The sequence below is a fragment of the Bradyrhizobium sp. Leo114 genome (genome assembly GCF_055229415.2).
In genome coordinates, this window is the sequence record NZ_JBUYEN020000013.1 from 117421 (window position 1) to 138426 (window position 21006).

The 21006-nt window shown below is 64.0% G+C and carries 21 protein-coding genes and 1 pseudogene; 17 read left to right on the forward strand and 5 right to left on the reverse strand.

Annotation, left to right across the window (positions count from 1 at the left end; all coding sequences use genetic code 11):
• The first annotated feature begins 81 nt into the window (after positions 1-81).
• Genes ACZIRK_RS17940 through ACZIRK_RS17955 form a run of 4 tightly spaced genes read left to right on the forward strand, consistent with a single transcriptional unit; the run spans position 82 to position 3299 of the window.
• A complete protein-coding gene (locus tag ACZIRK_RS17940; protein ID WP_028168962.1) occupies positions 82-936 on the forward strand; it encodes a branched-chain amino acid ABC transporter permease in 855 nt (284 codons plus the stop codon).
• Complete coding sequence (locus ACZIRK_RS17945) at positions 936-1865, forward strand: branched-chain amino acid ABC transporter permease (protein ID WP_028168963.1); 930 nt, start codon at positions 936-938, stop codon at positions 1863-1865. Before ACZIRK_RS17940 ends, ACZIRK_RS17945 begins: the two co-directional genes overlap by 1 nt.
• Complete coding sequence (locus ACZIRK_RS17950) at positions 1862-2605, forward strand: ABC transporter ATP-binding protein (RefSeq protein ID WP_130226454.1); 744 nt, start codon at positions 1862-1864, stop codon at positions 2603-2605. The genes ACZIRK_RS17945 and ACZIRK_RS17950 overlap by 4 nt, the downstream gene beginning before the upstream one ends.
• Positions 2592-3299, forward strand: coding sequence for an ABC transporter ATP-binding protein (locus ACZIRK_RS17955; RefSeq protein WP_028168965.1), 708 nt, complete (start codon positions 2592-2594; stop codon positions 3297-3299). The genes ACZIRK_RS17950 and ACZIRK_RS17955 overlap by 14 nt, the downstream gene beginning before the upstream one ends.
• Before the next feature lie 134 nt (positions 3300-3433).
• On the opposite strand, the gene ACZIRK_RS17960 is transcribed toward ACZIRK_RS17955, so the two are convergent.
• Positions 3434-4867: a TAXI family TRAP transporter solute-binding subunit gene (locus ACZIRK_RS17960; protein WP_456642409.1), complete on the reverse strand. Its 1434-nt coding sequence runs from the start codon at positions 4865-4867 to the stop codon at positions 3434-3436.
• 135 nt (positions 4868-5002) lie between these two features.
• Here ACZIRK_RS17960 and ACZIRK_RS17965 point away from each other — a divergent pair, with 135 nt between their 5' ends.
• From ACZIRK_RS17965 to ACZIRK_RS17975, 3 genes are all read left to right on the forward strand, one after another.
• Complete coding sequence (locus tag ACZIRK_RS17965; RefSeq protein ID WP_456642410.1) at positions 5003-6058, forward strand: glycosyltransferase family 4 protein; 1056 nt, start codon at positions 5003-5005, stop codon at positions 6056-6058.
• A gap of 126 nt (positions 6059-6184) precedes the next feature.
• Positions 6185-6877, forward strand: a complete 693-nt coding sequence (locus ACZIRK_RS17970; RefSeq protein WP_028168106.1) for a class I SAM-dependent methyltransferase — start codon at positions 6185-6187, stop codon at positions 6875-6877.
• Between the two features lie 283 nt (positions 6878-7160).
• Positions 7161-7790 (forward strand): membrane protein, encoded by a 630-nt coding sequence (locus ACZIRK_RS17975; RefSeq protein WP_028168105.1) that lies wholly within the window; start codon positions 7161-7163, stop codon positions 7788-7790.
• A gap of 227 nt (positions 7791-8017) precedes the next feature.
• On the opposite strand, the gene ACZIRK_RS17980 is transcribed toward ACZIRK_RS17975, so the two are convergent.
• Positions 8018-9682, reverse strand: a complete 1665-nt coding sequence (locus ACZIRK_RS17980) for an aminotransferase class III-fold pyridoxal phosphate-dependent enzyme (protein WP_463327837.1) — start codon at positions 9680-9682, stop codon at positions 8018-8020.
• 34 nt (positions 9683-9716) lie between these two features.
• On the opposite strand from ACZIRK_RS17980, the gene asd reads away from it, so the two are divergent.
• Together asd and ACZIRK_RS17990 are read left to right on the forward strand one after the other, a co-directional pair.
• Positions 9717-10586, forward strand: coding sequence for an archaetidylserine decarboxylase (asd, locus tag ACZIRK_RS17985; protein WP_463327838.1), 870 nt, complete (start codon positions 9717-9719; stop codon positions 10584-10586).
• Between the two features lie 189 nt (positions 10587-10775).
• On the forward strand, positions 10776-11492 hold the full coding sequence (locus ACZIRK_RS17990; protein ID WP_463327839.1) for an NUDIX hydrolase: 717 nt from the start codon (positions 10776-10778) through the stop codon (positions 11490-11492).
• A 138-nt stretch (positions 11493-11630) separates the two neighbouring features.
• On the opposite strand, the gene ACZIRK_RS17995 is transcribed toward ACZIRK_RS17990, so the two are convergent.
• Both ACZIRK_RS17995 and ACZIRK_RS18000 read right to left on the reverse strand, forming a co-directional pair.
• Positions 11631-12902 (reverse strand): FecR family protein, encoded by a 1272-nt coding sequence (locus ACZIRK_RS17995; protein WP_463327840.1) that lies wholly within the window; start codon positions 12900-12902, stop codon positions 11631-11633.
• A 180-nt stretch (positions 12903-13082) separates the two neighbouring features.
• Positions 13083-13217, reverse strand: a pseudogene (locus tag ACZIRK_RS18000) (DUF2147 domain-containing protein); the annotation flags it as partial.
• A gap of 239 nt (positions 13218-13456) precedes the next feature.
• On the opposite strand from ACZIRK_RS18000, the gene ACZIRK_RS18005 reads away from it, so the two are divergent.
• The 6 genes from ACZIRK_RS18005 to ACZIRK_RS18030 all read left to right on the forward strand — a co-directional run bounded on the left by ACZIRK_RS18005 (position 13457) and on the right by ACZIRK_RS18030 (position 19493).
• Positions 13457-14170, forward strand: a complete 714-nt coding sequence (locus ACZIRK_RS18005) for a hypothetical protein (protein WP_463327841.1) — start codon at positions 13457-13459, stop codon at positions 14168-14170.
• A gap of 269 nt (positions 14171-14439) precedes the next feature.
• Positions 14440-15672, forward strand: a complete 1233-nt coding sequence (locus ACZIRK_RS18010; protein WP_463327842.1) for a branched-chain amino acid ABC transporter substrate-binding protein — start codon at positions 14440-14442, stop codon at positions 15670-15672.
• Between the two features lie 131 nt (positions 15673-15803).
• Entirely contained in the window at positions 15804-16751 is a 948-nt protein-coding gene (locus ACZIRK_RS18015) for a branched-chain amino acid ABC transporter permease (RefSeq protein ID WP_130226444.1), read from the forward strand.
• Positions 16748-18052, forward strand: a complete 1305-nt coding sequence (locus ACZIRK_RS18020) for a branched-chain amino acid ABC transporter permease (RefSeq protein WP_463327843.1) — start codon at positions 16748-16750, stop codon at positions 18050-18052. Before ACZIRK_RS18015 ends, ACZIRK_RS18020 begins: the two co-directional genes overlap by 4 nt.
• Entirely contained in the window at positions 18049-18798 is a 750-nt protein-coding gene (locus tag ACZIRK_RS18025) for an ABC transporter ATP-binding protein (protein WP_028168096.1), read from the forward strand. The genes ACZIRK_RS18020 and ACZIRK_RS18025 overlap by 4 nt, the downstream gene beginning before the upstream one ends.
• On the forward strand, positions 18798-19493 hold the full coding sequence (locus tag ACZIRK_RS18030; protein ID WP_028168095.1) for an ABC transporter ATP-binding protein: 696 nt from the start codon (positions 18798-18800) through the stop codon (positions 19491-19493). Before ACZIRK_RS18025 ends, ACZIRK_RS18030 begins: the two co-directional genes overlap by 1 nt.
• A 14-nt stretch (positions 19494-19507) precedes the next feature.
• On the opposite strand, the gene ACZIRK_RS18035 is transcribed toward ACZIRK_RS18030, so the two are convergent.
• Positions 19508-19840, reverse strand: a complete 333-nt coding sequence (locus ACZIRK_RS18035; protein ID WP_463327844.1) for an SMR family transporter — start codon at positions 19838-19840, stop codon at positions 19508-19510.
• A 250-nt stretch (positions 19841-20090) separates the two neighbouring features.
• On the opposite strand from ACZIRK_RS18035, the gene ACZIRK_RS18040 reads away from it, so the two are divergent.
• Together ACZIRK_RS18040 and ACZIRK_RS18045 are read left to right on the forward strand one after the other, a co-directional pair.
• Positions 20091-20279 carry a hypothetical protein gene (locus tag ACZIRK_RS18040; RefSeq protein ID WP_028168093.1) on the forward strand — a complete coding sequence of 63 codons (189 nt, stop codon included), beginning with the start codon at positions 20091-20093 and terminating at the stop codon, positions 20277-20279.
• Positions 20280-20332: 53 nt separating this feature from the next.
• A complete protein-coding gene (locus ACZIRK_RS18045) occupies positions 20333-20995 on the forward strand; it encodes a hypothetical protein (protein ID WP_035692188.1) in 663 nt (220 codons plus the stop codon).
• Positions 20996-21006: the final 11 nt, after the last annotated feature.

Consider the following 21006-nt stretch of genomic DNA (forward strand, 5'->3'; position numbering starts at 1 on the left):
TCGCGTCTGTTCTCGTTGGTCGATCGGCTCACCTAGTGGTGTGGCCGGTCGCCCCGACTCGCGACGTTCGACAGGGATAACATGCTTGAAATTCTGATCTATGGCGCGGTGTCGAGCGCGATCTATGCCATGCTCGCGGTCGGCTTCACGCTGATCTTCGGTGTGGCGCGGATTCTCAACCTCGCCCATGGCGCGTTCTACGCGCTCGGCGCCTATGCGGCCTATGTCTTCACCGGCCTGTTGCATTGGCCATTGCTCATCGCGGCACCGCTCGCGGTGCTGGTGGTTGCACTGTTCGGCGTGTTGATGGAGCGTTTCCTGGTCCGTCCGCTGCGCTATTCGCAGCTCGCGGTCCTCATGATCACGCTCTCGGTGTCGCTCGCGGTCGAGCAGGGGTTGTTCATCACCTTCGGTTCCGAATACCGCAACGTGCCGTCCTTCGTGGCGGACAAGATTTCCATCGGCGGCGTCGACATCGGCGGGCAGCGGCTGCTTGCCTTGATCGCCGGCGTGCTGGTGCTCCTCCTGCTGTGGTTGTTCATCCAGCGCACGCGGCTTGGGGCTGCGATCCTCGCGGTGTCGCAGGATCCGGAGGCCGCGCAATATATGGGCATTCCCACCAACCGCATCTTCTCGGTGGTGATGGCGATCTCGGCCGGGACCGCGGCGCTCGCGGGCGTCCTGGTCTCGCCGTTCCTCACGGTGCAGCCGACCATGGGCTTATTGCCGATGGTGAAGGCCTTCGCCATCGTCATCGTCGGCGGGCTCGGATCGATCCCGGGCAGCATCCTGGCCGCGCTCCTGCTCGGCTATTCCGAGACCATCGTCGCCTACCTCATTTCGTCCTCATGGACCGAACTGGTGTCGCTGGTCGCGGTCGTCACGACATTGATGATCAAGCCGTCCGGATTGCTCGGTCGGCGGGCGGCGTTCTGATGAAGCAGCTTTCTATCGTCGACCTTTCCGGCGCCATCGTCGTCGTGGCGCTATTGGCGCTCGCGCCGGTGCTGCTCAACAGCAGCTATTTCACCGGCGTCCTCACCGTCTGCGTGATCTACGCGATCTGGGCGGCGAGCTGGGACTTCATGTCCGGCCTCACCGGCCGCGAGAATTTCGGACACTCGCTGTTCATCGGCGCCGGCGCCTATACCGCGGGCTTCCTCGCCACCGCCTGGTACGCCAATCCCTGGTACAGCCTGCCGACGGCGGTGGTGGTCGCGGTCGCCTTCAGCCTGATCGTCGGCTTCCCGACGCTGCGGCTGCGCGGGCCGTATTTTGCGCTTGCCATGCTGTCGGCCTCCGCCATCATGCAGCGGCTCTGCCTGATCTTCTGGGAGTATAGCGGTGGCGAGGAAGGACTTTACGGCCTCGATCCGCTGATCCAATCGCCGCTGCACTACTACTGGTTTGTGCTCGCGATCCTCGTCGCGGCAGTGGCGATCCTCACCGCGCTTGCGCAGTCGCATTGGGGACTGTTGCTGCGCGCGATCCGCGGCGACGAAGCGACCTGTCAGGCCGCCGGCATCAACGTCACCTTCTACAAGATCGCTTCGCTGACCATCAGCGCGGCCTTCGCCGGCCTCGGCGGCGCGCTCTACGCGCATTACCAGTTGCAGGTGAGCCCGCCGCTGTTCTCGGTCGTGGTGTCGATCACGGTGATCATCATGGTCTATGTCGGCGGCATCGGCTCGATCTATGGGCCGGCGCTTGGCGCGATCATGCTGACGCTTTTGACCGAACTGCTGCGCACGTTCGGCGAATACCGGCTCTGGGTCTATACGCTGACCTTGATGCTGATCCTGTTCTTCCTCCCCAACGGGCTGATCGCACCGCTGTGGCGGCGGCTGACGGAGCGCTTCCGATGAGCGCCATTCTTGAGGTCAAAGAACTCTCCAAGCGCTTCGGCGGTCTCACTGCCACCAAGAACGTCAGCTTCTCGCTGGAGCCCGGCGAACTCACCGGCATTCTCGGGCCGAACGGCGCCGGCAAGACCACGCTGTTCAACCTGCTCACCGGCTTCATCGCCGCTGATACCGGCAGCGTCCTGTTCGAGGGGCAGGAACTCCGCGGGCTGGCGCCGCACAAGATCGTCAACCGCGGCGTCGCCCGCACCTTCCAGCTTACGCGTCCCTTCCTCGGTATGACGGTGCTTGAGAACGTCGTCGTCGCCTGCCTGTCGCCGCGGGCGCGCGATGCGCATGACAAGGAGGCGCGTGCGCAGGAGCTGCTCGACCAGGTCGGGCTCGGCGCCAAAGCGCGCGAGCCGGTCGAGACGCTGCCTTATGGCGATCTGCGGCGGCTGGAGATCGCGCGTGCGCTTGCGACCAAGCCGAACCTGTTGCTGCTTGACGAACCCTTCGCGGGGCTCGGCAGCAGCGAGATCGAGCCGCTGGCGCAATTGATCAAGCGGCTGCACCGCGAGCAGAAGCTGACGATCCTTTTGATCGAGCACAAGCTGCGCGAGTTCATGGCGCTGGTCTCTCGCGTCATCGCGATCGATTTCGGCGAGATCATCGCGATCGCGCCGCCGGCCGAGATCGTGCGGAACCCGCGCGTGATCGAGGCCTATATCGGGAAGACGGAGGCCGCGCATGCCTCTGCTTGAAGTCAGAGATCTCAGCGTGCGCTACGGCAAGGCGCTGGCCGTCGAGCAGGTCAGCGTCACCGTCGACAAGGGCGAATTGGTCGGCGTGCTCGGCCCGAATGGCGCCGGCAAGACCACGCTGTTGAAAGCGATCTCGCGGGCGATCGGCTCGACCGGCACGCTGAAATTCAAGGGCGAGACGCTGGAGCGTCTGCCGCCCTATGACGTCGTCGCCCGCGGTATCTGCCACTGCCCCGAGGGGCGGCGGCTGTTCCCGGAACTATCTGTCCTGAAGAACCTGCAGCTCGGTGCCTATCTCAGGAGCAACAAGGCCGAGATCGCCGAAGACCTCGAACGCGTCTTCGCGCTGTTCCCGGTGTTGAAGGAACGCCAGCAGCAGCAATCGAGCACGCTGTCGGGCGGCGAGCAGCAGATGGTGGCGATCGGTCGCGCCATGATGGGCCGCCCGGAATTGCTGCTGCTCGACGAACCCTCGGTCGGTATCGCGCCGCGGCTGAAGGGCCTGATCTTCGACGCCATCGAGAAGATCAGGAAGGACGGCACCGCGATCCTGATCGTCGAGCAGGACGCCACCGCGACCTTGCGCATCGCCGACCGCGTCTACGTGCTCGAGCACGGCCGCACCGTCCGCGAAGGCCGCGCCAAGGAACTCGCCGGCGACGAATATATCCGGCAGGTGTATCTGGGTGTTTGAGCAGGCCGAGGGGCGAGCTCGGCTTCACCTCGCCCCGCTTGCGGGGAGAGGTCGAAAATCAAGCGCAGCTTGAATTTCGGGTGAGGGGGGCCTCCGCGAATCCATTCGCCAACCGCGTTCGCGGAGAGAGCCCCTCACCCCGACCCTCTCCCCGTAAGAACGGGGAGAGGGGGAAGTGCGTCGCGCATGCGCGGCGCGTCCGGCGGAGCGATGCCGAGCATGGCGCGGCGGTCGGCGACGGCATGGTGGAGCTGGTCGAGCGCGAGCCCGATCGCGGAAAGGTCGCCTTCCTCGATGGCGCCGTCGTCGTAGCAGTCGAGCGCCTCGCGCAGCACGCCATCGGCCTCGCTCTGCATCTTCTCGAGCGCGTCCGGCGTCTCTGCCTGCCGTGCCTTGGTGATCAATGCCAGCAGGCTGTCGCGATGATCGAGATAGCGGTCGCGCTCGTTGCGGCGCCAGGCATGCCGCAGCCAGGCGCCGACCGATCCGAGGCCCGACAGGCCCAGGATCGCGAACCAGATGTAGTCGCTGTATTTGTCCAGGAAGGTGCGCTCGGTGCCGTCGATATAGGCGGCTGCACCCGGATGTGCCGGCAGTGCTGCGTCCTTGTCGGTGTCGGGCTTCTCGATGTTCGCGGCCGCCGGCACGTCGCGCGCGAGCTGCTGGCGCACGTTGAAGAGCTGGCGGACGAAAGCGCCGATCGAGGTGTCCGAGAACGAGTGCAGCGCGATGATGAGATGATCGACGCTGACGGTCTCGACCTTGTCGTCGGGCCAGGCCGGCGAGGATGAAAAGATGCTGCCCGCGATCTCCGCCGATTCATAGAGCGGATGCTTCGCGGCGATTGCCTCGGAAACGTCGATCGGCAGGAATTTCGGCGCGCCCCGTGCGGCGGCCGTCGCGGCGATCGCGCCCGCGGTGATCTTGCTGTCGAGCGGGCCGACCGCCATGTAGGCATCGAGCGTCATATCGCGCGCCATTTCGGTGGTCTGGTTGACGGCGAATTGCGTCACCGCGACCTTGTCGGGATTGACGCCGGACTCCTTCAGGATCACGCGCAGCAGCGTGACATTGGCGTCCGTCTGTCCGATCACGCCGATGCGATGGCCGTCGAGATCGTCGAGGCTCTTGACCTTTGGCGTCGGCGGTCGCCTCGATCCCTTCGCGCGCAGGCCGGAAGGCGCCCACAGCACCACGACATTCTTGCGCAGGATCGCGACTGCATCGGCGTTGGCGGGCAGGTTGAGGTCGGCGCGCGCCACCGCCATGTCCACCTTCGATCTGGTCAACGCCGCAATGCTTTCTGCGGCGTTCTCGGTCACGACCGTCGACAGGCGCACCGGGCTCTGATCGCGGGCGAAGGTCTGCGCCAGCGCCTGGATCAGCTTCTGGTCGTCGCTGCCGGGAGGGGCGACCGCGATCGTCAGCGTCACGGGCCGCAGAAAATAATACAGCGTGCTGGCGGCAACGCCGAACAGGAAGAGGCCGGCCGCGAGGATCAGCAGCGAATAGTTTTTTCGCTTCCGCCGCGGGCGCTTTGGAGCCAGATCTTCGCTTGTCTCTGACATCGTTCTGTCATGTTGGCCGAAAAAGCGTGTGAGCCGCCCGAAAAACCTTCCTTACATATCGATGACGTCATACGCCTGAAATATCAATGTCAGAACTTCTGCCCCGAAGAATCATTAACACTTCGGGTTTTCGAGATGCGGATATTAGTTGCAACCGACGCCTGGCATCCGCAGGTCAATGGCGTGGTGCGCACGCTGACGTCGCTGCAGCGTAGCGCGGCAGGCCTCGGCGCCGAGATCACTTTCCTGACACCGGAAGGGTTTCCGTCCCTGGGCGTGCCGACCTATCCCGGGCTGCGCATGGCGCTGCCGAACCGGCGCGAAATAGCGCGGCGGATCGAGGCGGCCGAGCCGGAGGCGATCCATATCGCGACCGAAGGCCCGATCGGCTGGGCGGTGCGCGGCTATTGCCTGCGCCACAAGCTTGCTTTCACGACCTCCTACACGACGCGCTTTCCGGAATATGTGTCGGTCCGTACGGGGCTTCCGGCCAGCGTCGGCTACTGGATACTGCGCCGCTTCCATGCGGCTGGCGCCATGACGATGGTGGCGACGGTCTCGCTCCGCCAGGAACTGGCCGAACGCGGTTTTCGCAAGCTCGGCTTCTGGACGCGCGGCGTCAATACCGAATTGTTCAATCCCGATCGTCCGGCCGAGCTCGATCTGCCGCGGCCGATCTTCATGGCCATGGGCCGCGTGGCGGTGGAGAAGAATCTCGAAGCGTTCCTGTCGCTGGATCTGCCGGGCACCAAGGTCGTGGTCGGCGACGGCCCGCAGAGAGCGGAACTCGCGCGCAAATATCCGAACGTCGTCTTCCTCGGCGAGAAGACCGGGCAGGACCTCACCTCGCACCTCGCCGCGGCTGACGTGTTCGTTTTCCCGAGTCTCACCGACACCTTCGGCGTGGTTCAGCTCGAAGCGCTGGCTTGCGGCACGCCGGTGGCGGCGTTTCCGGTCACCGGCCCGAAGGACGTGATCTCGGATCATCCGATCGGCGCGATCGATGACGATCTGCGCAGCGCGTGCCTGCGCGCGCTCACGATGTCGCGAGCGGCGTGCAGGAACTTCGCGCTGCAACGTTCCTGGGAGAACAGCGCGCGGCAATTCATCGGCAATCTCTCGGCGTTGCAGCCGAGCAGGGTGTTGCGTTCGACCCGGCGCGTCGCCGGCCGGAGTGCGGTGCAAGGTTAATTCAAGCATGATCCGGAAAAGCGGGAACCGGTTTTCCGAAGAGATCATGCTTAAACAAGAGGAGAGAGTGGGACGACGTTTCGCAGAAGAGTCACCCCCGCTCTCGAACTAGAAGGCGTATCTTCGATGGCAGACAACATCATCAAACTCGACGGAAGCAGCCAGTTGGATTTTGATCGCGAGACGGTCGAGCAGGCTTATGACCGCTGGGCTCCGGTCTACGATCTCGTGTTCGGCGGCGTGTTCAAGAAGGGCCGGGCCGCGGCGATCCAGGCGACCAACAAGATCGGCGGCCGTGTGCTCGAGGTCGGTGTCGGCACCGGCATCTCGCTGCCGCTTTACGCGCCGCATGTCCGCATCTTCGGCACCGACATTTCGGAAGCGATGCTCGACAAGGCGAAGAAGCGCGTTGCTGAGCTCGGCCTGAAGAATATCGAGGGGCTCGCGGTGATGGACGCCGAGAAGCTCGAATTCCCCGACAACTCGTTCGACGTGGTGATGGCGCAATATGTCGTCACTGCCGTGCCGAATCCGGAAGCCGCGCTCGACGAATTCGCGCGCGTGCTGCGCCCGGGCGGTGAGCTCATCATCCTGACCCGCGTCAGCGCCGATGCCGGCGTGCGCCGCTTCATCGAGCAGAAGCTGCAGCCGGTCGTGCGTCCGCTCGGCTTCCGCACCGCCGAGTTCGCCTGGTCGCGCTACACCAAGTGGCTTGCCGGCGCCAAGGGCGTGGAGCTGGCGGAGCGCCGCCTGATCCCGCCGCTCGGCCATTTCTCGCTGGTCCGCTTCCGCAAGGCTGAAGTCGCGAAGGCCGCCTGACTTTGCCTGACCCTCATGGTGAGGAGGCGCCCTTTGGGCGCCGTCTCCGGACGAAGCTTCGCTTCGCCTAGAGAACCATGAGGCTCGGCTGGTGGCCTCATCCTTCGAGACGCGCGTTCCGCGCTCCTCAGGATGAGGGGAGAGAGTCAGTCCTTGATGAGGGGAGTCCATCGCCTCATTGCGTCACCGCGTCGCTGCGTCGTGTCATATGTCATTATGATGATGTCACACGGCGTACATCGAATCTCTGTAAGCACGTCCCGAAATCCTCTTGGGGGAAAGAATGATCAAGAATTTTCTGCAGGAACTGCGTACCCAGCGCTGGGACGACCACCGCTATTATCATCACAGCCGGATCAATCAGAGCCTGCACTTCGTCAGCGCCCTGAGCTTCCTGTTTGCCTATGTGATGCTGTTCTTCGATCCGGCGATCTCGGCGCTGGTCGGCTGGCTGGTCTCGATGACCTCGCGCCAGGCCGGTCATTTCTTCTTCGAGCCGCGGGGCTACGACCACATCAACCAGGCCACCCATGAGCACAAGGAAGAGATCAAGGTCGGCTACAACCTGCAGCGCAAGGTCGTGCTGATGGCGATCTGGGCGCTGTCGCCGCTGGTGCTGTTCGCCGATCCGACCCTGTTCGGCCTGTTCGCGCCCTGGGAAACGGTGTTCGACTTCACCCGTCAGGTCGCCAAGATCTGGCTCGCGGTCGGCATCGGCGGTCTCCTCTTCCGCACCGTGCACCTGTTCTTCATCCGCGACATCGAGACCGGCCTGGTCTGGATGACCAAGATCATCACCGACCCATTCCACGACCTGATGCTCTATCACAAGGCGCCGCTGGCGCTGCTGAAGGGCGAGCTGATCGATCCCGGCCTGCACCTCGCTGGCGAGCTGGAAGAGAAGCACGCCTGAGCGCCTACTGCCGATAACAAATTGACTTCGCTGTGTTCACTCGCGTCATGCCCGGGCCAGTCCCGGGCATGCTTGTCTCAGGCCCTGTCACTGGCACCGTCATTCCAGGGCGCGCGCAGCGCGAACCCGGAATCCATCTGGCGGCAGGCGCGGACGGCGCAATGGATTCCGGGCTCGATGCTTTCGCATCGCCCCGGAATGACAAGCGAAGGGGGAGAGAAAGGCGCCTAGCGCCCGAACTTCCCGGCGACCATCTCGCGCAGGATCTGCCGCTTGATGTCCTTGTTGGTGACGCCGGGCTTCTGCCACCACCAGCCGTCGCGCTTCATCTTCTCGCCGGCGGCGACGAAGCGGTCGGCGACTTCGGTGAAATCGGCGTCGCTGGTGTTCAGGCCGAAGATCAGGCGCCCGGTGCCGACCCAGCTCAGCGCCAGCCCTTCGGCCCGCAGGTAGTACTGCAGCATCCAATTGTAGCGGGACGGCTCGGTGTAATGGACCATCCAGATCGACGAGAGATTGGAGACGCGGACCGGGAGTTCCGCTGCGGTCAGCCGGTCGTTGAGCTGCTTGGCGCGGCCGTTCCAGGTCTCGTCCAGCCCGTTATAGACCGAACGGAAATTCGGGCTGGCGAGCCGGCTCAGGAATTCATCCATCGCCGTCATCACGTAGGGGTGCGAATTGAAGGTGCCGCGGGCGAAGCAGACGTCGGCGGGCCTGTCGTCGCGGAAGCGCCGCATCAAATCCTTGCGGCCGCAGACCACGCCGACCGGCAGGCCGCCGGCGAGGCTCTTGCCGTAGGTCACCATGTCGGCGCGGACGCCGAAATATTCCTGAGCGCCGCCGGCGGCGATACGGAAGCCGACGAATACTTCGTCGAAGATCAAGACGATGCCGCGCTCGGTGCAGACCTCGCGCAGCTTCTTCAGCCATTCGGTATAGGCGTCGCGGTCGTACCTGCCGCTGCGGGAACTGTCGACCAGGGCGGAATCGCCGGGCGCGTTGGAATTCGGATGCAGCGCCTGCAGCGGATTGACCAGGACGCAGGCGATGTCGCGCCGCGTGCGGAGCACATGCAGCGTCTTTTCCGACATGTCGGCGAGCGTATAGGTCTCGTGCGGCGAGACCGGGTTGCCGACGCCGGGCTGCACGTCGCCCCACCAGCCGTGATAGGCGCCGGCGAAGCGGACAAGATGCGTGCGGCGGGTGTGGTAGCGCGCCAACCGCACCGCCTGCATCACGGCTTCCGTTCCGGACATGTGGAACGAGACTTCGTCGAGGCCCGAGATCGCGCAGAGCCGTTTGACGTTGTCGAGGATAACAGGGTGGTAGGGGCCGAGCACCGGCCCGAGCGCGTGGGCGCGCTTCTCACCCTCGGCGATGCACTCCTTGTAGAAGTCATTGCCGAAGATGTTGACGCCGTAGGAGCCGGTGAGATCGTAGAACACGTTGCCGTCGACATCGGTAACGGTGAGGCCCGAGGACGATTGCATGAAGGAGCTGGTGCTCAGATGCTCGCGCACCAGCCGGCTGAACTGGAACGGCACGCGGTAGCTCTCGGTGAACTGCAGGTCGGAGATGTGCTGCGCGGCCTCCGCCGTCATCTGCCGGCCCTTGGCATAGCGCTGGGCGTAGAGGCCGGCGAGGCGGAAGAAGCCGTCCTGCCGCTGCATCGCGATCTCGCGCGGCGCGCCATCGACCGCGAAGAATTTGTCGATGTCGAATTCGTAATGAGGCACCAGCCGCGCGACCATCTTGGACATCTTGGAATGTCCGGTCAGCGAGCGATGCTTGGCGCGCGACAGCGCCAGGCGGGCCTGAATTTTGGGGAAAGCTGCAGCGGCGCCGGCAATCGCGGCGGCGGACAGCGAGAGAATCGGAAGGGATGTTTCCATGCCAGAAGCGCTAACGTCGGCAGCTAACAGATTCATGACAGTCAGAGGCCTGATTTCGTCGATAACCCAGCAGGAGGACCTGAATTTCCTGCTGACCAACCGCATCCCCCGGGCGGCCGTGACCCGTTTCATGGGCTGGTTCTCCAAGATCGAAAACCCGGTGGTGCGTGACCTCTCGATCGCCTGCTGGCGGCTGTTCTCCGACCTCGACCTGTCGGAGGCCAAGAAGACCGAATTCAAGAGCCTGCACGACTGTTTCACGCGGGAGTTGCGGCCCGGGCTGCGGCCGTTCGACCCCGACCCCGCGGTCATCGCCAGCCCGTCGGACGCCATCGTCGGCGCCCATGGCCGGATCGAGGACTCCAAACTATTTCAGATCAAGGGCGCGCCCTATGCGCTTCTCGACCTGCTCGGCGATCCCGCTCTGGTCGAGCAGCACCGCAACGGCCGCTTCATCACCTTGCGGCTGACCTCGAGCATGTATCACAGGTTCCATGCGCCCGCGGACTGCCGGATCGAGAAGGTCACCTTCATCCATGGCGACGTCTGGAACGTCAATCCGATCGCGCTGAAGCGGGTCGAGCGTCTGTTCTGCAAGAACGAGCGCGCGGTGCTTGAGGCCCGCCTCTCCACCGGCGAGCCGCTGACCTTGGTGCCGGTCGCCGCGATCCTGGTCGCGAGCATCCGCCTGCATTTCCTGGATCGCACGCTGAATGCGCAGACCAAGGGCCCGGTCACGTTCCCGTGCGACGCCAGTGCGCACAAGGGCGACGAGCTCGGCTGGTTCGAGCACGGCTCCACCATCATCGTGCTCGCCCCCGATCATTTCGAATTTTGCGATAACGTTACCGACGGCGCCCGCATCCGCGCGGGCGAGCCGCTGCTACGAAAGCCTTTGGCGTAGAGCCGCGGCACTCACTCTCTCCCGTCGTTGCGAGCGAAGCGAAGCAATCCACGCCGCCACTTGCGGAAACGTGGATTGCTTCGTCGCTGTCGCTCCTCGCAATGACGGAGAATCCAATCTCGATTTTGCTGCTGGAAGCTCCTATATGCTCCCGACACGATTCGGCATTCGGGCAATTCGGGAGCAAGGATGGCACGGGCGCCTGTTCTGGCGGCGGGAGGCATTGTGCTGCGGCGGCAAGCGACGCCGCTGATCGCGGTCGTGCGCCTGCGCAAGCGGAACGAATGGGTGCTGCCCAAAGGCAAGCTCGACGACGGCGAGACGCCGCGCGCGGCCGCCGAGCGCGAGGTGCTGGAAGAGACCGGGCATGCGGTGTCCGTGCACGAATTCCTGGGCACGCTGGTCTACGATTCCGGCGGTCGCTACAAGGTCGTGCATTACTGGCGTATGGAAGCGGGCGACGAGCAGGCTTACGAATTGATGTATGACATCAAGGCGGTCGACTGGCTGCCGCTCGACGAAGCTCTCGAGCGGCTGTCGCGCGATCATGAGCGTGCGTTCCTCGAGAATGTCGGTCCGATCGCGCTGCAGGCCGCGGCCCTCAGCGAAGCCACGCGACGCAAGGCGGCCAAGCCGGCAACGCGGCGGCCCCGTCGCACAGTCACGCCGCCTTCGGTCAGCGAACCGACAACTGTGCCCGAGCCCGCGCAGCTCGATGCGCCCATCGCGCAGGAGGAGCCGCTCTCTGCCACCGAGGCGGTGGAGCCCGCGATGTCGGCTCCAGCGCCCGAGGCCGAGCTCGAGCCGTCGTTTGCGCCTGACATCGAGCCTGTTGTCATCGATGCCCACCGTCCGCGCAGGAATTTCATCGATCGCGTCAGGGACTGGCTCCGCCGCGCAGCCTGAGCGCGCCAAACTCTCTCCACACGAACTGCGCCGTAGCCCGGGTGGAGCGTCAGCGTAACCCGGGACCGCTCGTAAACGTTGCCGCAGATGTCCCAGGTTACGCGTTCGCTGCACCCGGGCTGAGTTCCGAGCGGAATTTCAATCGCCGCGCCGTTCTCTCCTGCCGTCTCTCAATGGAAATTGCCGTCGTGGTTGCACCGTGGGGCGGTTCAGCAATCCGGGGCGTTGCACGCCGGGTGCTCCCTGCCTGAATCCGCCGCGTTGCGGTTGTCCTTGGCGGATCGATGGCGGTTGACCAACGCGCTGCGGCGCGCGTGGCTGTCCACCCTGCTGCGGAGCTCCTTGCTGTCCGCTACGCGGCAAGGCGGCGCCGCCGGGCTGACCGGGCAGTCCGTGCTGGTCGCCGCGCGACGGCCGCGCCTGCTGCGGCGAGCCCGGTCGCTGCTGCAGGCCCTGCCGGCCGGGCCCGCCGGGTTGCTGCCGGCCCGGCAACATGTTCTGCCGCTGGGGACCCGGCCGGAACGGCTGGCCGCGGTTCGGATAGGGCACGCCGGGATTGGCACGGCGGAACGCGCGCTGCTCGTTGACGAGCTGCCGCCCGAAATTCTGCGTGGTGTAGAGCTGGCGGACGAAGCCGCGGTCGCGCTGGATCTGCAGCGCCGACATCGTCAGCGGCACCGCGGCGAAACGCGCACCACCAACTCCGTCGGGCCGGATCGTGAAACCGCTGGCGCCGCGCGTCAGCGTGCCGAGTTGCGCACCGCCGCGGTCATTGATCTCGATCCGGCCAACGCGGCCGTCGGCGTCCGGATAGAGTTTGATGGCAACGTTGTTGGACGTCGCGGTCGCGCCCTCGGGCACCTCGACCAGGCCGGTGGTGCCGCGAATGCCGAGCGTCGCGGTCGGCGTCGATATCCGCATGTCGCCGGTCTTGGCGACGCCTGCGGCAACGAAGGCGAGCGTGCCCTTGGCGACGTCGAACATCCCGGCATTCTGCTTGCCGCCTTCGTCATAGACATAGCGGTCGATCGTGATCCTGGCGCTCGCCGACAGCTTGAACGTCGTGGCATCGTTGAAGGTGATGCCGAGCGTCGACTTGGCCCGTGTCTCCACGACGTCGCCCGCGAAGATGTCGTCCCTGATCTGCAGCGCCGTCGTCGCGTTGTTTCTGATAACGCTGGCGCTGCCGGTGAGATCGGCGACATTGCCGATCGGCTCGGCGGTGGGTTGCTGCGCATCTGCCGCCGGCGCGTCCGGTGCCTGTGTTGCCGGCGCCTGCGCTGGAGCAGGGACGGGCTGCGTCTGCGCGAGCTGCGTCGAATCGGCCGCGGCGGCTGGCGTGTGCACCGTGCCGCCCAACAACAAGCCGATCGCAAACAGGAGTGCGAGAGAAAACCGATGCGGCGTCACAAGAGATCCCCGAGAGACCACAGGCGAGGGCAGCGATATCAGCCGCGCGGGGCTGAACGCCGGATGAATGGGCGCGCCACCCCTCAGCCGTCATTGCGAGCGCAGCGAAGCAATCCATGCTTGCACTTGCGCGGAGAGATGGATTGCTTCGCTGCGCTCGCAATGACGATGTGGGAGCAATCAGCTCACGCGCTTCCAGGTCTGGCCGCCGCAGAACATGCCGCCGAAGGCGCAGCCCTGGACGCGCAGCGCGTTTGCACCCTTCATCGCGATCGTCGAGTTGCGGCCGCTGTGGGGATCATGGATGCGGCCGGCGGCCATGCGCATCCACCCTGCGTTACCTCTCACCGGACTCTCGCCAGCCGCAAGCGCGACCGCTGCCGCGGATTTCATTACCGACAATTCATGTTCGGCGTGCCTCACGCATGGCAGGCCTCACGCCTCCCCATCTTCCGTCCGGTTCCGCGTGTGGCAGTATGCCGCGGATTTCCGGAGCAGCGCAGCCTCGTCGCGCGCCGAACCAGCGACAGCGCACATAACGATAACCAAGAAAAGTGCCCGATACCGATCTCTCCCAGACACTGACCTTCCGCTGCCCCGCGGAATTGGAGGGGGTGCTGCCACCGCCGATCCGGGCCGCGCTCGGGCTGCCGGACTGGCTGAAGACGATGCCTGCACAGGCATTCAACGCGCTCAACCTGCGCGAAGAGAACACCGTCAAGCGCTGTCCGCCTTTTGTCGATGCCATGACCTCAGGCTTCCTGATCCCGCTGATGTGCGATCTCAGATTCGAGAACGGCGAGATCACCTGGGACAACGAGCTGCCACCGGGCGGCTCGGTCAGCTTCGTGCGTTCGCCGATCGGATTTCATGATGCGAGCCAGGTGACTGGCTCGCCCTTGTTCGAGGCCGATCGCTTCCTGATCAAATTCCACAATCTCTGGACGATCGAAGCGCCGGAAGGCTATGCGGTGCTCTTTACGCATCCGTTCAATCGCCCCGACCTGCCGTTCACCACGCTGACGGGCCTCGTCGATTGCGATCGCTATCACGACAACTGGATTCACTTTCCCGCTTACTGGCACGACGTGAATTTCTGCGGCGTGCTGCCGAAGGGCACGCCGATCGCGCAATGCATTCCGGTGAGGCGCGAGAACTGGACGGCGCGCACCGTGCCGTTCACATCAGAAGAGACGCAGCGGGCGCACGACCTCACCACCCGCATCGATCGCGAACCCGGCCTCTACCGACGCCAGTTTCGCGCGTGAGCCAGACTGGGGGCACGCGCCTGAACCGCTGCCGCTGACGTCATCCACTCGGGACGGGCGGCGCTCGCACCTCGCGATTGCGAGGTCACGGCACGCGAACTACCGATAGAGCTACGCCATTTAGATCCCGCGCGAGCCATTCTGCCCGCGGTAGCGGAATCCGCCCGACGTCGGGCTTGTCAACGCAGGATCATTCTGCTCAGTATGACCGAAATTGTGCTGCGCAACAGGCGCTAGCGCTAGAGTAGACGCAAGCGAGGAAACAAAAAATGCTCAAAATAACGAGGGTCATTGCCTTGGCCCTGCCGATGCTCGGTGGTGCCGCCTATGCGCAGGAGACCGTCAAGATCGGTTACATCGATCCTCTCTCCGGAGGCGGCGCCAGTGTCGGCGAAGGCGGGTTGAAGACGTTCCAATATCTGGCCGATGAGCTGAACGCCAAGGGCGGTATTCTCGGCCACAAGGTCGAGATCATACCGCTCGACAACAAGACCAATCCGCAGGAAAGCCTCATCCAGGCCCAGAAGGCGATCGATGCAGGCGCCCACTACATCACCCAGGGCAACGGCTCCTCGGTCGGCGCGGCGCTGGCGGACTTCGTGACCAAGCACAACACGCGCAACCCCGGCAAGGAAGTGCTCTACTTCAACTATGCCGCGGTCGATCCGAGCATGACCAACGAGAAGTGCAGCTTCTGGCACTTCCGCTGGGATGCCAACTCGGACATCAAGATGGAAGCGCTGACCAACTACATGAAGGGCAATGCGGCCATCAAGAAAGTCTACCTGATCAACCAGGACTATTCGTTCGGCCAGTCGGTACGGACCCAGGCCCGCAAGATGCTGGGAGAGAAGCGGCCCGACATCCAGGTCGTCGGCGACGAGCTGCACCCGCTGCTCAAGGTCACCGACTTCTCGCCCTACATCGCCAAGATCAAGGCCTCGGGCGCCGATAGCGTGGTGACCGGCAATTGGGGACAGGATTTCGCGCTGCTGCTCAAGGCGGCCGCCGATGCCGGGCTCAAGGTCAACTGGTACACCTATTATGCCGGCGGCGCCGGTGGCCCTACTGCGATCAAGCAGACCGGTCTCGATCATCAGGTGTTCCAGATCAGCGAGGGCATCCCGAACTCGGACAACCCGGCGGCGATGGAATTCGAGAAGGCGTTCCGCGCCAAGGTCGGCCTGTCGCTCTGGTATCCGCGCGCGGTGAACGAGATGCGCATGTTCAAGGCCGCCGCCGAGAAAGCCAACTCGATCGATCCGGTGAAGGTCGCCGCCGCGCTTGAGGACCTGAAGTTCGAGGTTCTCGATGGCGGCAGCGGCGTGATGCGCAAGGACGACCATCAGTTCTTCCAGCCGATCTACATCTCCTCATTCGGCACCCGCAGCGAGAAGGAGCCGTTCGACGAGGAGAACACCGGCTGGGGCTGGCGGCTGGCGGCAAAGATCGACACGCCACAGACCATGCTGCCGACCACCTGCAAGATGACGCGGCCGTGATAGGTGCATCCGTCCCGTTCCGATATCGGAGCGGGACGGACGTTTGCGCCGCCGGCTGTTTGCCGGAGTGAATGGGGGCCTTCGAGTCTCTGTCCAGCGATCACGCTGGGACAGATGCTAATGGATGAACCGTGCTTGAGCTGATCGTGATTTCCACGCTCAATGGCGTCCTGTTCGGGATGCTGTTGTTCCTGTTGTCCAGCGGCCTGACCGTGATCTTCAGCATGATGGGCGTGCTCAATTTCGCCCACGCCAGTTTCTACATGCTGGGCGCGTTCTTCGGCTATCAGCTCACGAAGTGGATCGGGTTCTGGCCTGCGCTGGTGCTGGCGCCGTTACTGGTGGGTGCGGTCGGCATGGCAGTCGAGCGTTACGGACTGCGCAACACCCACAAGCACGGACATGTCGCCGAATTGCTTTTGACGTTCGGGCTCGCCTTCGCCATCGAGGAAATCGTCTCGATGATCTGGGGCAAGAGCCCGGTGGACTATCGGGTGCCGGCGGCGCTCGACTTTCCGGCCTTCACGATTTTCTCCACCAACTATCCCGCCTACAAGATTTTCATGCTGGCGATTTCGGTGCTGATCTTCGTCGCGCTGTTGATCGCGCTCAAGCGCACCCGGGTCGGCCTCATCGTGCAGGCGGCGCTGACGCATCCCCACATGGTCGGGCATCTCGGCCATAATGTCGGGCGCATTTTCATGCTTGTATTTGGCGTCGGCAGCGCGCTTGCCGGTCTTGCCGGCGTCATCGCCGGTCCGGCGCTGGTGACGCAATCCGACATGGCCGCTCTTCTTGGCCCCATCCTGTTCGTCGTGATCGTATTCGGCGGGCTCGGTTCGCTACCGGGCGCATTCATCGCCTCGCTCTTCATCGGGCTGGTGCAGACCTTTGCGGTTGCGCTGAACGGCTCGCTCGCCAGCGCGTTCGGGCCGCTGGATCCAAGCATCGGGCCTTCGGTCCTCACCGATATCTGGAATGTCACCATCGCCCAGATCGCGCCGGTTCTGCCCTATGTGCTGCTGGTGGTCATCCTGATCGTCCGTCCCATGGGCCTGCTCGGGACGCGCGAAACATGACCAGCACCGTGACCTCCGCGTCTGATATCACTCCGAAGCCATCCGGCCAAAACCTGCGCTTCTACGGCCTGTGGGTGATCGCCGCGATCGCGCTCGTCGTATTGCCGTTGATCTTCTCCTCCGGCGGTTCGCTCACCTCGTTCAGCCTGATCGGCATCGCGATCATCTTCGCGCTGTCCTACAACATCCTCCTTGGCGAGACCGGGCTGTTGTCGTTCGGCCATGCGGTTCATTACGGCCTCGGCGGCTTTGCTGCCGTCCAGGCCATGAATGCGGTCACCGCGCATGGATGGCCGATCCCGCTGCCCCTGATTCCGCTGGTCGGCGGCCTCGGCGGATTCGCCTTCGCGCTCCTGATCGGCTGGGTGATGACCCGCCGCGCCGGCACGGTGTTCGCGATGATCTCGCTCGGCATCGGCGAACTGGTCGCATCCTCGTCGCTGATCCTGCGCAGCGTCTTCGGGGGCGAATCCGGGATCAGCACTGATCGCACGGCGCTGCCGCATATCTTCGGCTGGACCTTCGGGCCGCAAATCCAGGTCTATTATCTGATCGCGTTCTGGGTGCTAGTGTCGGCGGTGGCGATGTACGCGCTGACCCGCACGCCGCTCGGGCGGATCTGCAACGCGGTCCGCGATAATCCCGGGCGGGTCGAGTTCATCGGCTACGATCCTCACGTCGTCCGCTATCTCGCCTATTGCTTCGCTGGCTTCTTCGCCGGCATCGCCGGTGGTCTCGCCGCGATCAATTTCGAGATCGCGAACTCCGCCTATCTCGGCGCGGTGCAGTCCGGCATGGTGCTGTTCGCGACCTTCATCGGCGGCGCTTCCTATTTCTTCGGTCCGATCCTGGGCGCGATCCTCGTCACCTATCTGCAACTCGGGCTGACCAGCCTGACCAGCGTGTGGCAGCTCTATTTCGGCATCATCTTCATCGGCATCGTGATGTTCGCGCCGGGCGGCATCGCCGGCCTCCTGATGATGCACCGGCCGCTGATCCGCGCGGGGACGCTCGGCATGGTGATCCCGTCCTATCTGGTCGCGGCGCTGCCGACGCTGGCACTGGCCTGCGGCGTGATCCTGTCGATCGAGACCGTGGCGCGTTACACGGTCACCGGCGGCGAAGGCAACATCGTCAAGCTGCTCGGCATTCCCTTCAACACCACTGCGCCTGCGACCTGGGGCATAGCGGCCGTCCTCGTCGTCGGCGGCTTCATCGTCGCCCGCATCACCTGGCGGCGCATCGCCGAGGCCTGGGACCGTGCCGCCAGCATCGCCCGTGACCGGGGGTATCTCGCGTGACGCCAGCCATCGAAGTTCGTGCCGTCGAAAAGCACTTCGGCAATGTGAGCATCATCAAGGACCTCAATCTGAGCGTCGCGCAGGGGGAGCGCCACGCCATCATCGGTCCGAACGGCGCCGGCAAGTCCACGACATTCAACCTGATCAGCGGCTATCTCAGCCCGAGTTCGGGTGAGATCCGGCTGAATGGCAATGTGATTTCAGGATTGCGGCCGTTCGAGATCAATCGGCGCGGCCTGTCGCGTTCGTTCCAGGTGACCAACGTGTTCGCCCGCATGACGGTGTGGGAGAATGTCCGCTGCGCCGTGCTCTGGGCCACGGGCCATCGTTACGCATTCTGGAAGAATGTGGACGACCTGCCGGAGGTGCGGCGACGCACCGCCGAAATCCTGGAGGACATTCACTTAAGCCACCGCCGCGACGTCCCGGCGGGACTGCTCACCTATGCCGAACAGCGCGAACTCGAGATCGGCATCACCATCGCGGGCGGCGCCAATGTCATCATGCTGGACGAGCCGACCGCGGGCATGAGCCACGCGGAAACCGAACGCGCCGTCGCCTTGATCCGCCGCCTCACCGAGGGGCGTACGCTCGTGATCGTCGAGCACGACATGAGCGTGGTGTTCGGCCTTGCCGACCGCATCTCGGTCCTGGTCTACGGCCATATCATCGCCTCCGGCACGCCCGAGGAGATCCGGGCCAACCCGAAGGTCAAGGAAGCCTATCTCGGCGAAGAGGCGCATTGATGCTCGAGGTCAGGGATCTGCACGCCTATTACGGCAAGAGCCACATCCTGCAGGGTGTCGATCTCGACATCGCAGCCGGTGAGGTGGTGAGCCTGCTTGGCCGCAACGGCGTCGGCCGTTCCACCACCGTCAAGGCGATCATGGGCGAGGTGGCGCCGCAGGGGACCATCCGTTTCAAGGGCCAGGACATTGCCGGGCTGCCGAGCCACAAGATCGCGCGCTTAGGCCTCGGCTATGTGCCGGAACATCGCGACATCTTCCCCGGGCTGACAGTCCGCCAGAATCTGCTGCTCGGCATCAAGAACACGCGTCGACCCGGTAAATGGCGATTGCAGGACATGCTCGACATGTTCCCCAACCTCGCGGCGCGCGCCGATACGCCCGCCGGTGTGCTGTCCGGCGGCGAGAAGCAGATGCTGACGACCTGCCGGACGCTGATGGGAGACCCCGAGCTCATCATGATCGATGAGCCGACGGAAGGACTGGCCCCGCTGATCGTGCAGCAGGTCGGTGACCTGATCGCGCATATCGCAAAGGCGGGCGTTGCCATCCTGCTGGTCGAGCAGAAGCTGTCCATCGCGCTCAGGATTTCGCACCGGGTCTACATCATGGGCCATGGCCGGATCGTGTTCGAAGGCACGCCGGACGAGCTCCGGGCCAACGAAGCCGTCCGCAAGGAATGGCTTGAGGTGTAGTAGCTCCCGGCCGGTCAGTGGACGGATGTCTTCGACAGAAGATTCAGAACCAGGACGCCAGCCACGATCAGGCCCATCCCGACAAAACCCGCAAAATCGGGGCGCTGTCCATAGATCGCCCACGCAATGAGCGCGACCAATACGATACCGCCGCCCGCCCAAACAGCGTAGGCGATGCCGAGCGGTATGCGATCAAGGGTCTTGGCGAGTAACACGAAGGCGAGAGCGTAGCCAATTACCACCAATAGAGAAGGGCCCAGTCTGGTGAATCCCGCGGAGGCTTTCATCGCGCTCGTTGCGACAACCTCGACGACAATAGCGAGCGCGAGGACCGCGTAGGGGGGCATTCCAAACCTCCATTCATCTGGAGGCACCCATGATCAGAAATCCCTCCAATCGTCACGTTCACTGTTGCGTGAGTGTCGCTACCGCGCCTTGCCCGCGCAAGGATGGCGTGACGGGTGTGTCATATGTGCCGCACTGTGAAGCTATTCCTCAAACCGGTCCGATCTGCCGCACTGCCGTCGCATTCCGTCGTGCATGGTCGGGAGGAGCGCAGGTTACCGCCTGGTTCGTTCTAAGTTGGGGAGAAGTACCGTGAAGAAGATTATGATTGCAGTGGGCGCGACCTTCGCCCTGGTGACCGCCGCCAGCGCGGCCGACCTTCCGCGCCGTGAGCCCGTGCCCGCCTATCCGGCGGCTCCGATCGGCAAGATGCCGATTGGCAAGACCCCGGTCGGGAAGACCCCCGTCGGCAAGACGCCTATCGTCGCGCCGCGCTACTGATTCGGCTCTCGTTGAATCCTGAGCTTTATCGTCGACGGTTAAGGGGGCAAAGCGTGGTAAACAGCCTGACGAGATCAGGACGATGCTTACTTGCGGGATTAGCTCTCGCTGTTTTGCTCCCAACCACGATCCAATCGGCTTCTGCTCAGGAGGAGGCCTACAAGCGCACCGCCAACGCGAATGCGCTTGTTTCCAATGACGCGGTCACAGAATCGCAACCGGCGCCGCGGTCGACACGTAAGTCGGCGTCGAGATCCGAAAAGGGTCCATACTACGTTGATTTCAGAGCCCGAACGGCGGCGAGCTGGGGGCACGCTTTCGTCTGGTATGGAAAGACGAGCGAGCGGGCGGTCGAGGTTGCGGGCCTGACCCCTGCGGGAGAGACCTTTGCCTATGTCCTCGGTCATTTGACCTTGGTGCCAGCAGAGACCGGGGCAAGCTATGGCGATCTTGATCCGGACTATCTGACCGCGAATTACCGGGTTTACCTGAATGAGGCGGACGCACAACGCGTGTTCGCATACATCAAGAAATTGCAGGCCAATTCACCGGTCTGGAACGCTGAAACATTCAATTGCACCGGGTTTATCGGTGAAATCGCCAGTTTCATGGGATTGAAAGTTCCTCACCGCTGGCAGCGTCCTGAGGAGTACGTCAACAATCTCAAGGCGATGAATGGCGGGCGCCAGATCGTCCGTCTGGCGCCAGAAGAATAGCGCGCGCTCGC

Bases quoted from the DNA above. Each gene is read 5' to 3' on its own strand.
- ACZIRK_RS17940 (WP_028168962.1), top strand. From the start codon at position 82: ATGCTTGAAATTCTGATCTATGGCGCGGTGTCGAGCGCGATCTATGCC.
- ACZIRK_RS17945 (WP_028168963.1), top strand. From the start codon at position 936: ATGAAGCAGCTTTCTATCGTCGACCTTTCCGGCGCCATCGTCGTCGTG.
- ACZIRK_RS17950 (WP_130226454.1), top strand. From the start codon at position 1,862: ATGAGCGCCATTCTTGAGGTCAAAGAACTCTCCAAGCGCTTCGGCGGT.
- ACZIRK_RS17955 (WP_028168965.1), top strand. From the start codon at position 2,592: ATGCCTCTGCTTGAAGTCAGAGATCTCAGCGTGCGCTACGGCAAGGCG.
- ACZIRK_RS17960 (WP_456642409.1), bottom strand. From the start codon at position 4,867: ATGTCAGAGACAAGCGAAGATCTGGCTCCAAAGCGCCCGCGGCGGAAG.
- ACZIRK_RS17965 (WP_456642410.1), top strand. From the start codon at position 5,003: ATGCGGATATTAGTTGCAACCGACGCCTGGCATCCGCAGGTCAATGGC.
- ACZIRK_RS17970 (WP_028168106.1), top strand. From the start codon at position 6,185: ATGGCAGACAACATCATCAAACTCGACGGAAGCAGCCAGTTGGATTTT.
- ACZIRK_RS17975 (WP_028168105.1), top strand. From the start codon at position 7,161: ATGATCAAGAATTTTCTGCAGGAACTGCGTACCCAGCGCTGGGACGAC.
- ACZIRK_RS17980 (WP_463327837.1), bottom strand. From the start codon at position 9,682: ATGGAAACATCCCTTCCGATTCTCTCGCTGTCCGCCGCCGCGATTGCC.
- asd (WP_463327838.1), top strand. From the start codon at position 9,717: ATGACAGTCAGAGGCCTGATTTCGTCGATAACCCAGCAGGAGGACCTG.
- ACZIRK_RS17990 (WP_463327839.1), top strand. From the start codon at position 10,776: ATGGCACGGGCGCCTGTTCTGGCGGCGGGAGGCATTGTGCTGCGGCGG.
- ACZIRK_RS18010 (WP_463327842.1), top strand. From the start codon at position 14,440: ATGCTCAAAATAACGAGGGTCATTGCCTTGGCCCTGCCGATGCTCGGT.
- ACZIRK_RS18020 (WP_463327843.1), top strand. From the start codon at position 16,748: ATGACCAGCACCGTGACCTCCGCGTCTGATATCACTCCGAAGCCATCC.
- ACZIRK_RS18030 (WP_028168095.1), top strand. From the start codon at position 18,798: ATGCTCGAGGTCAGGGATCTGCACGCCTATTACGGCAAGAGCCACATC.
- ACZIRK_RS18035 (WP_463327844.1), bottom strand. From the start codon at position 19,840: ATGCCCCCCTACGCGGTCCTCGCGCTCGCTATTGTCGTCGAGGTTGTC.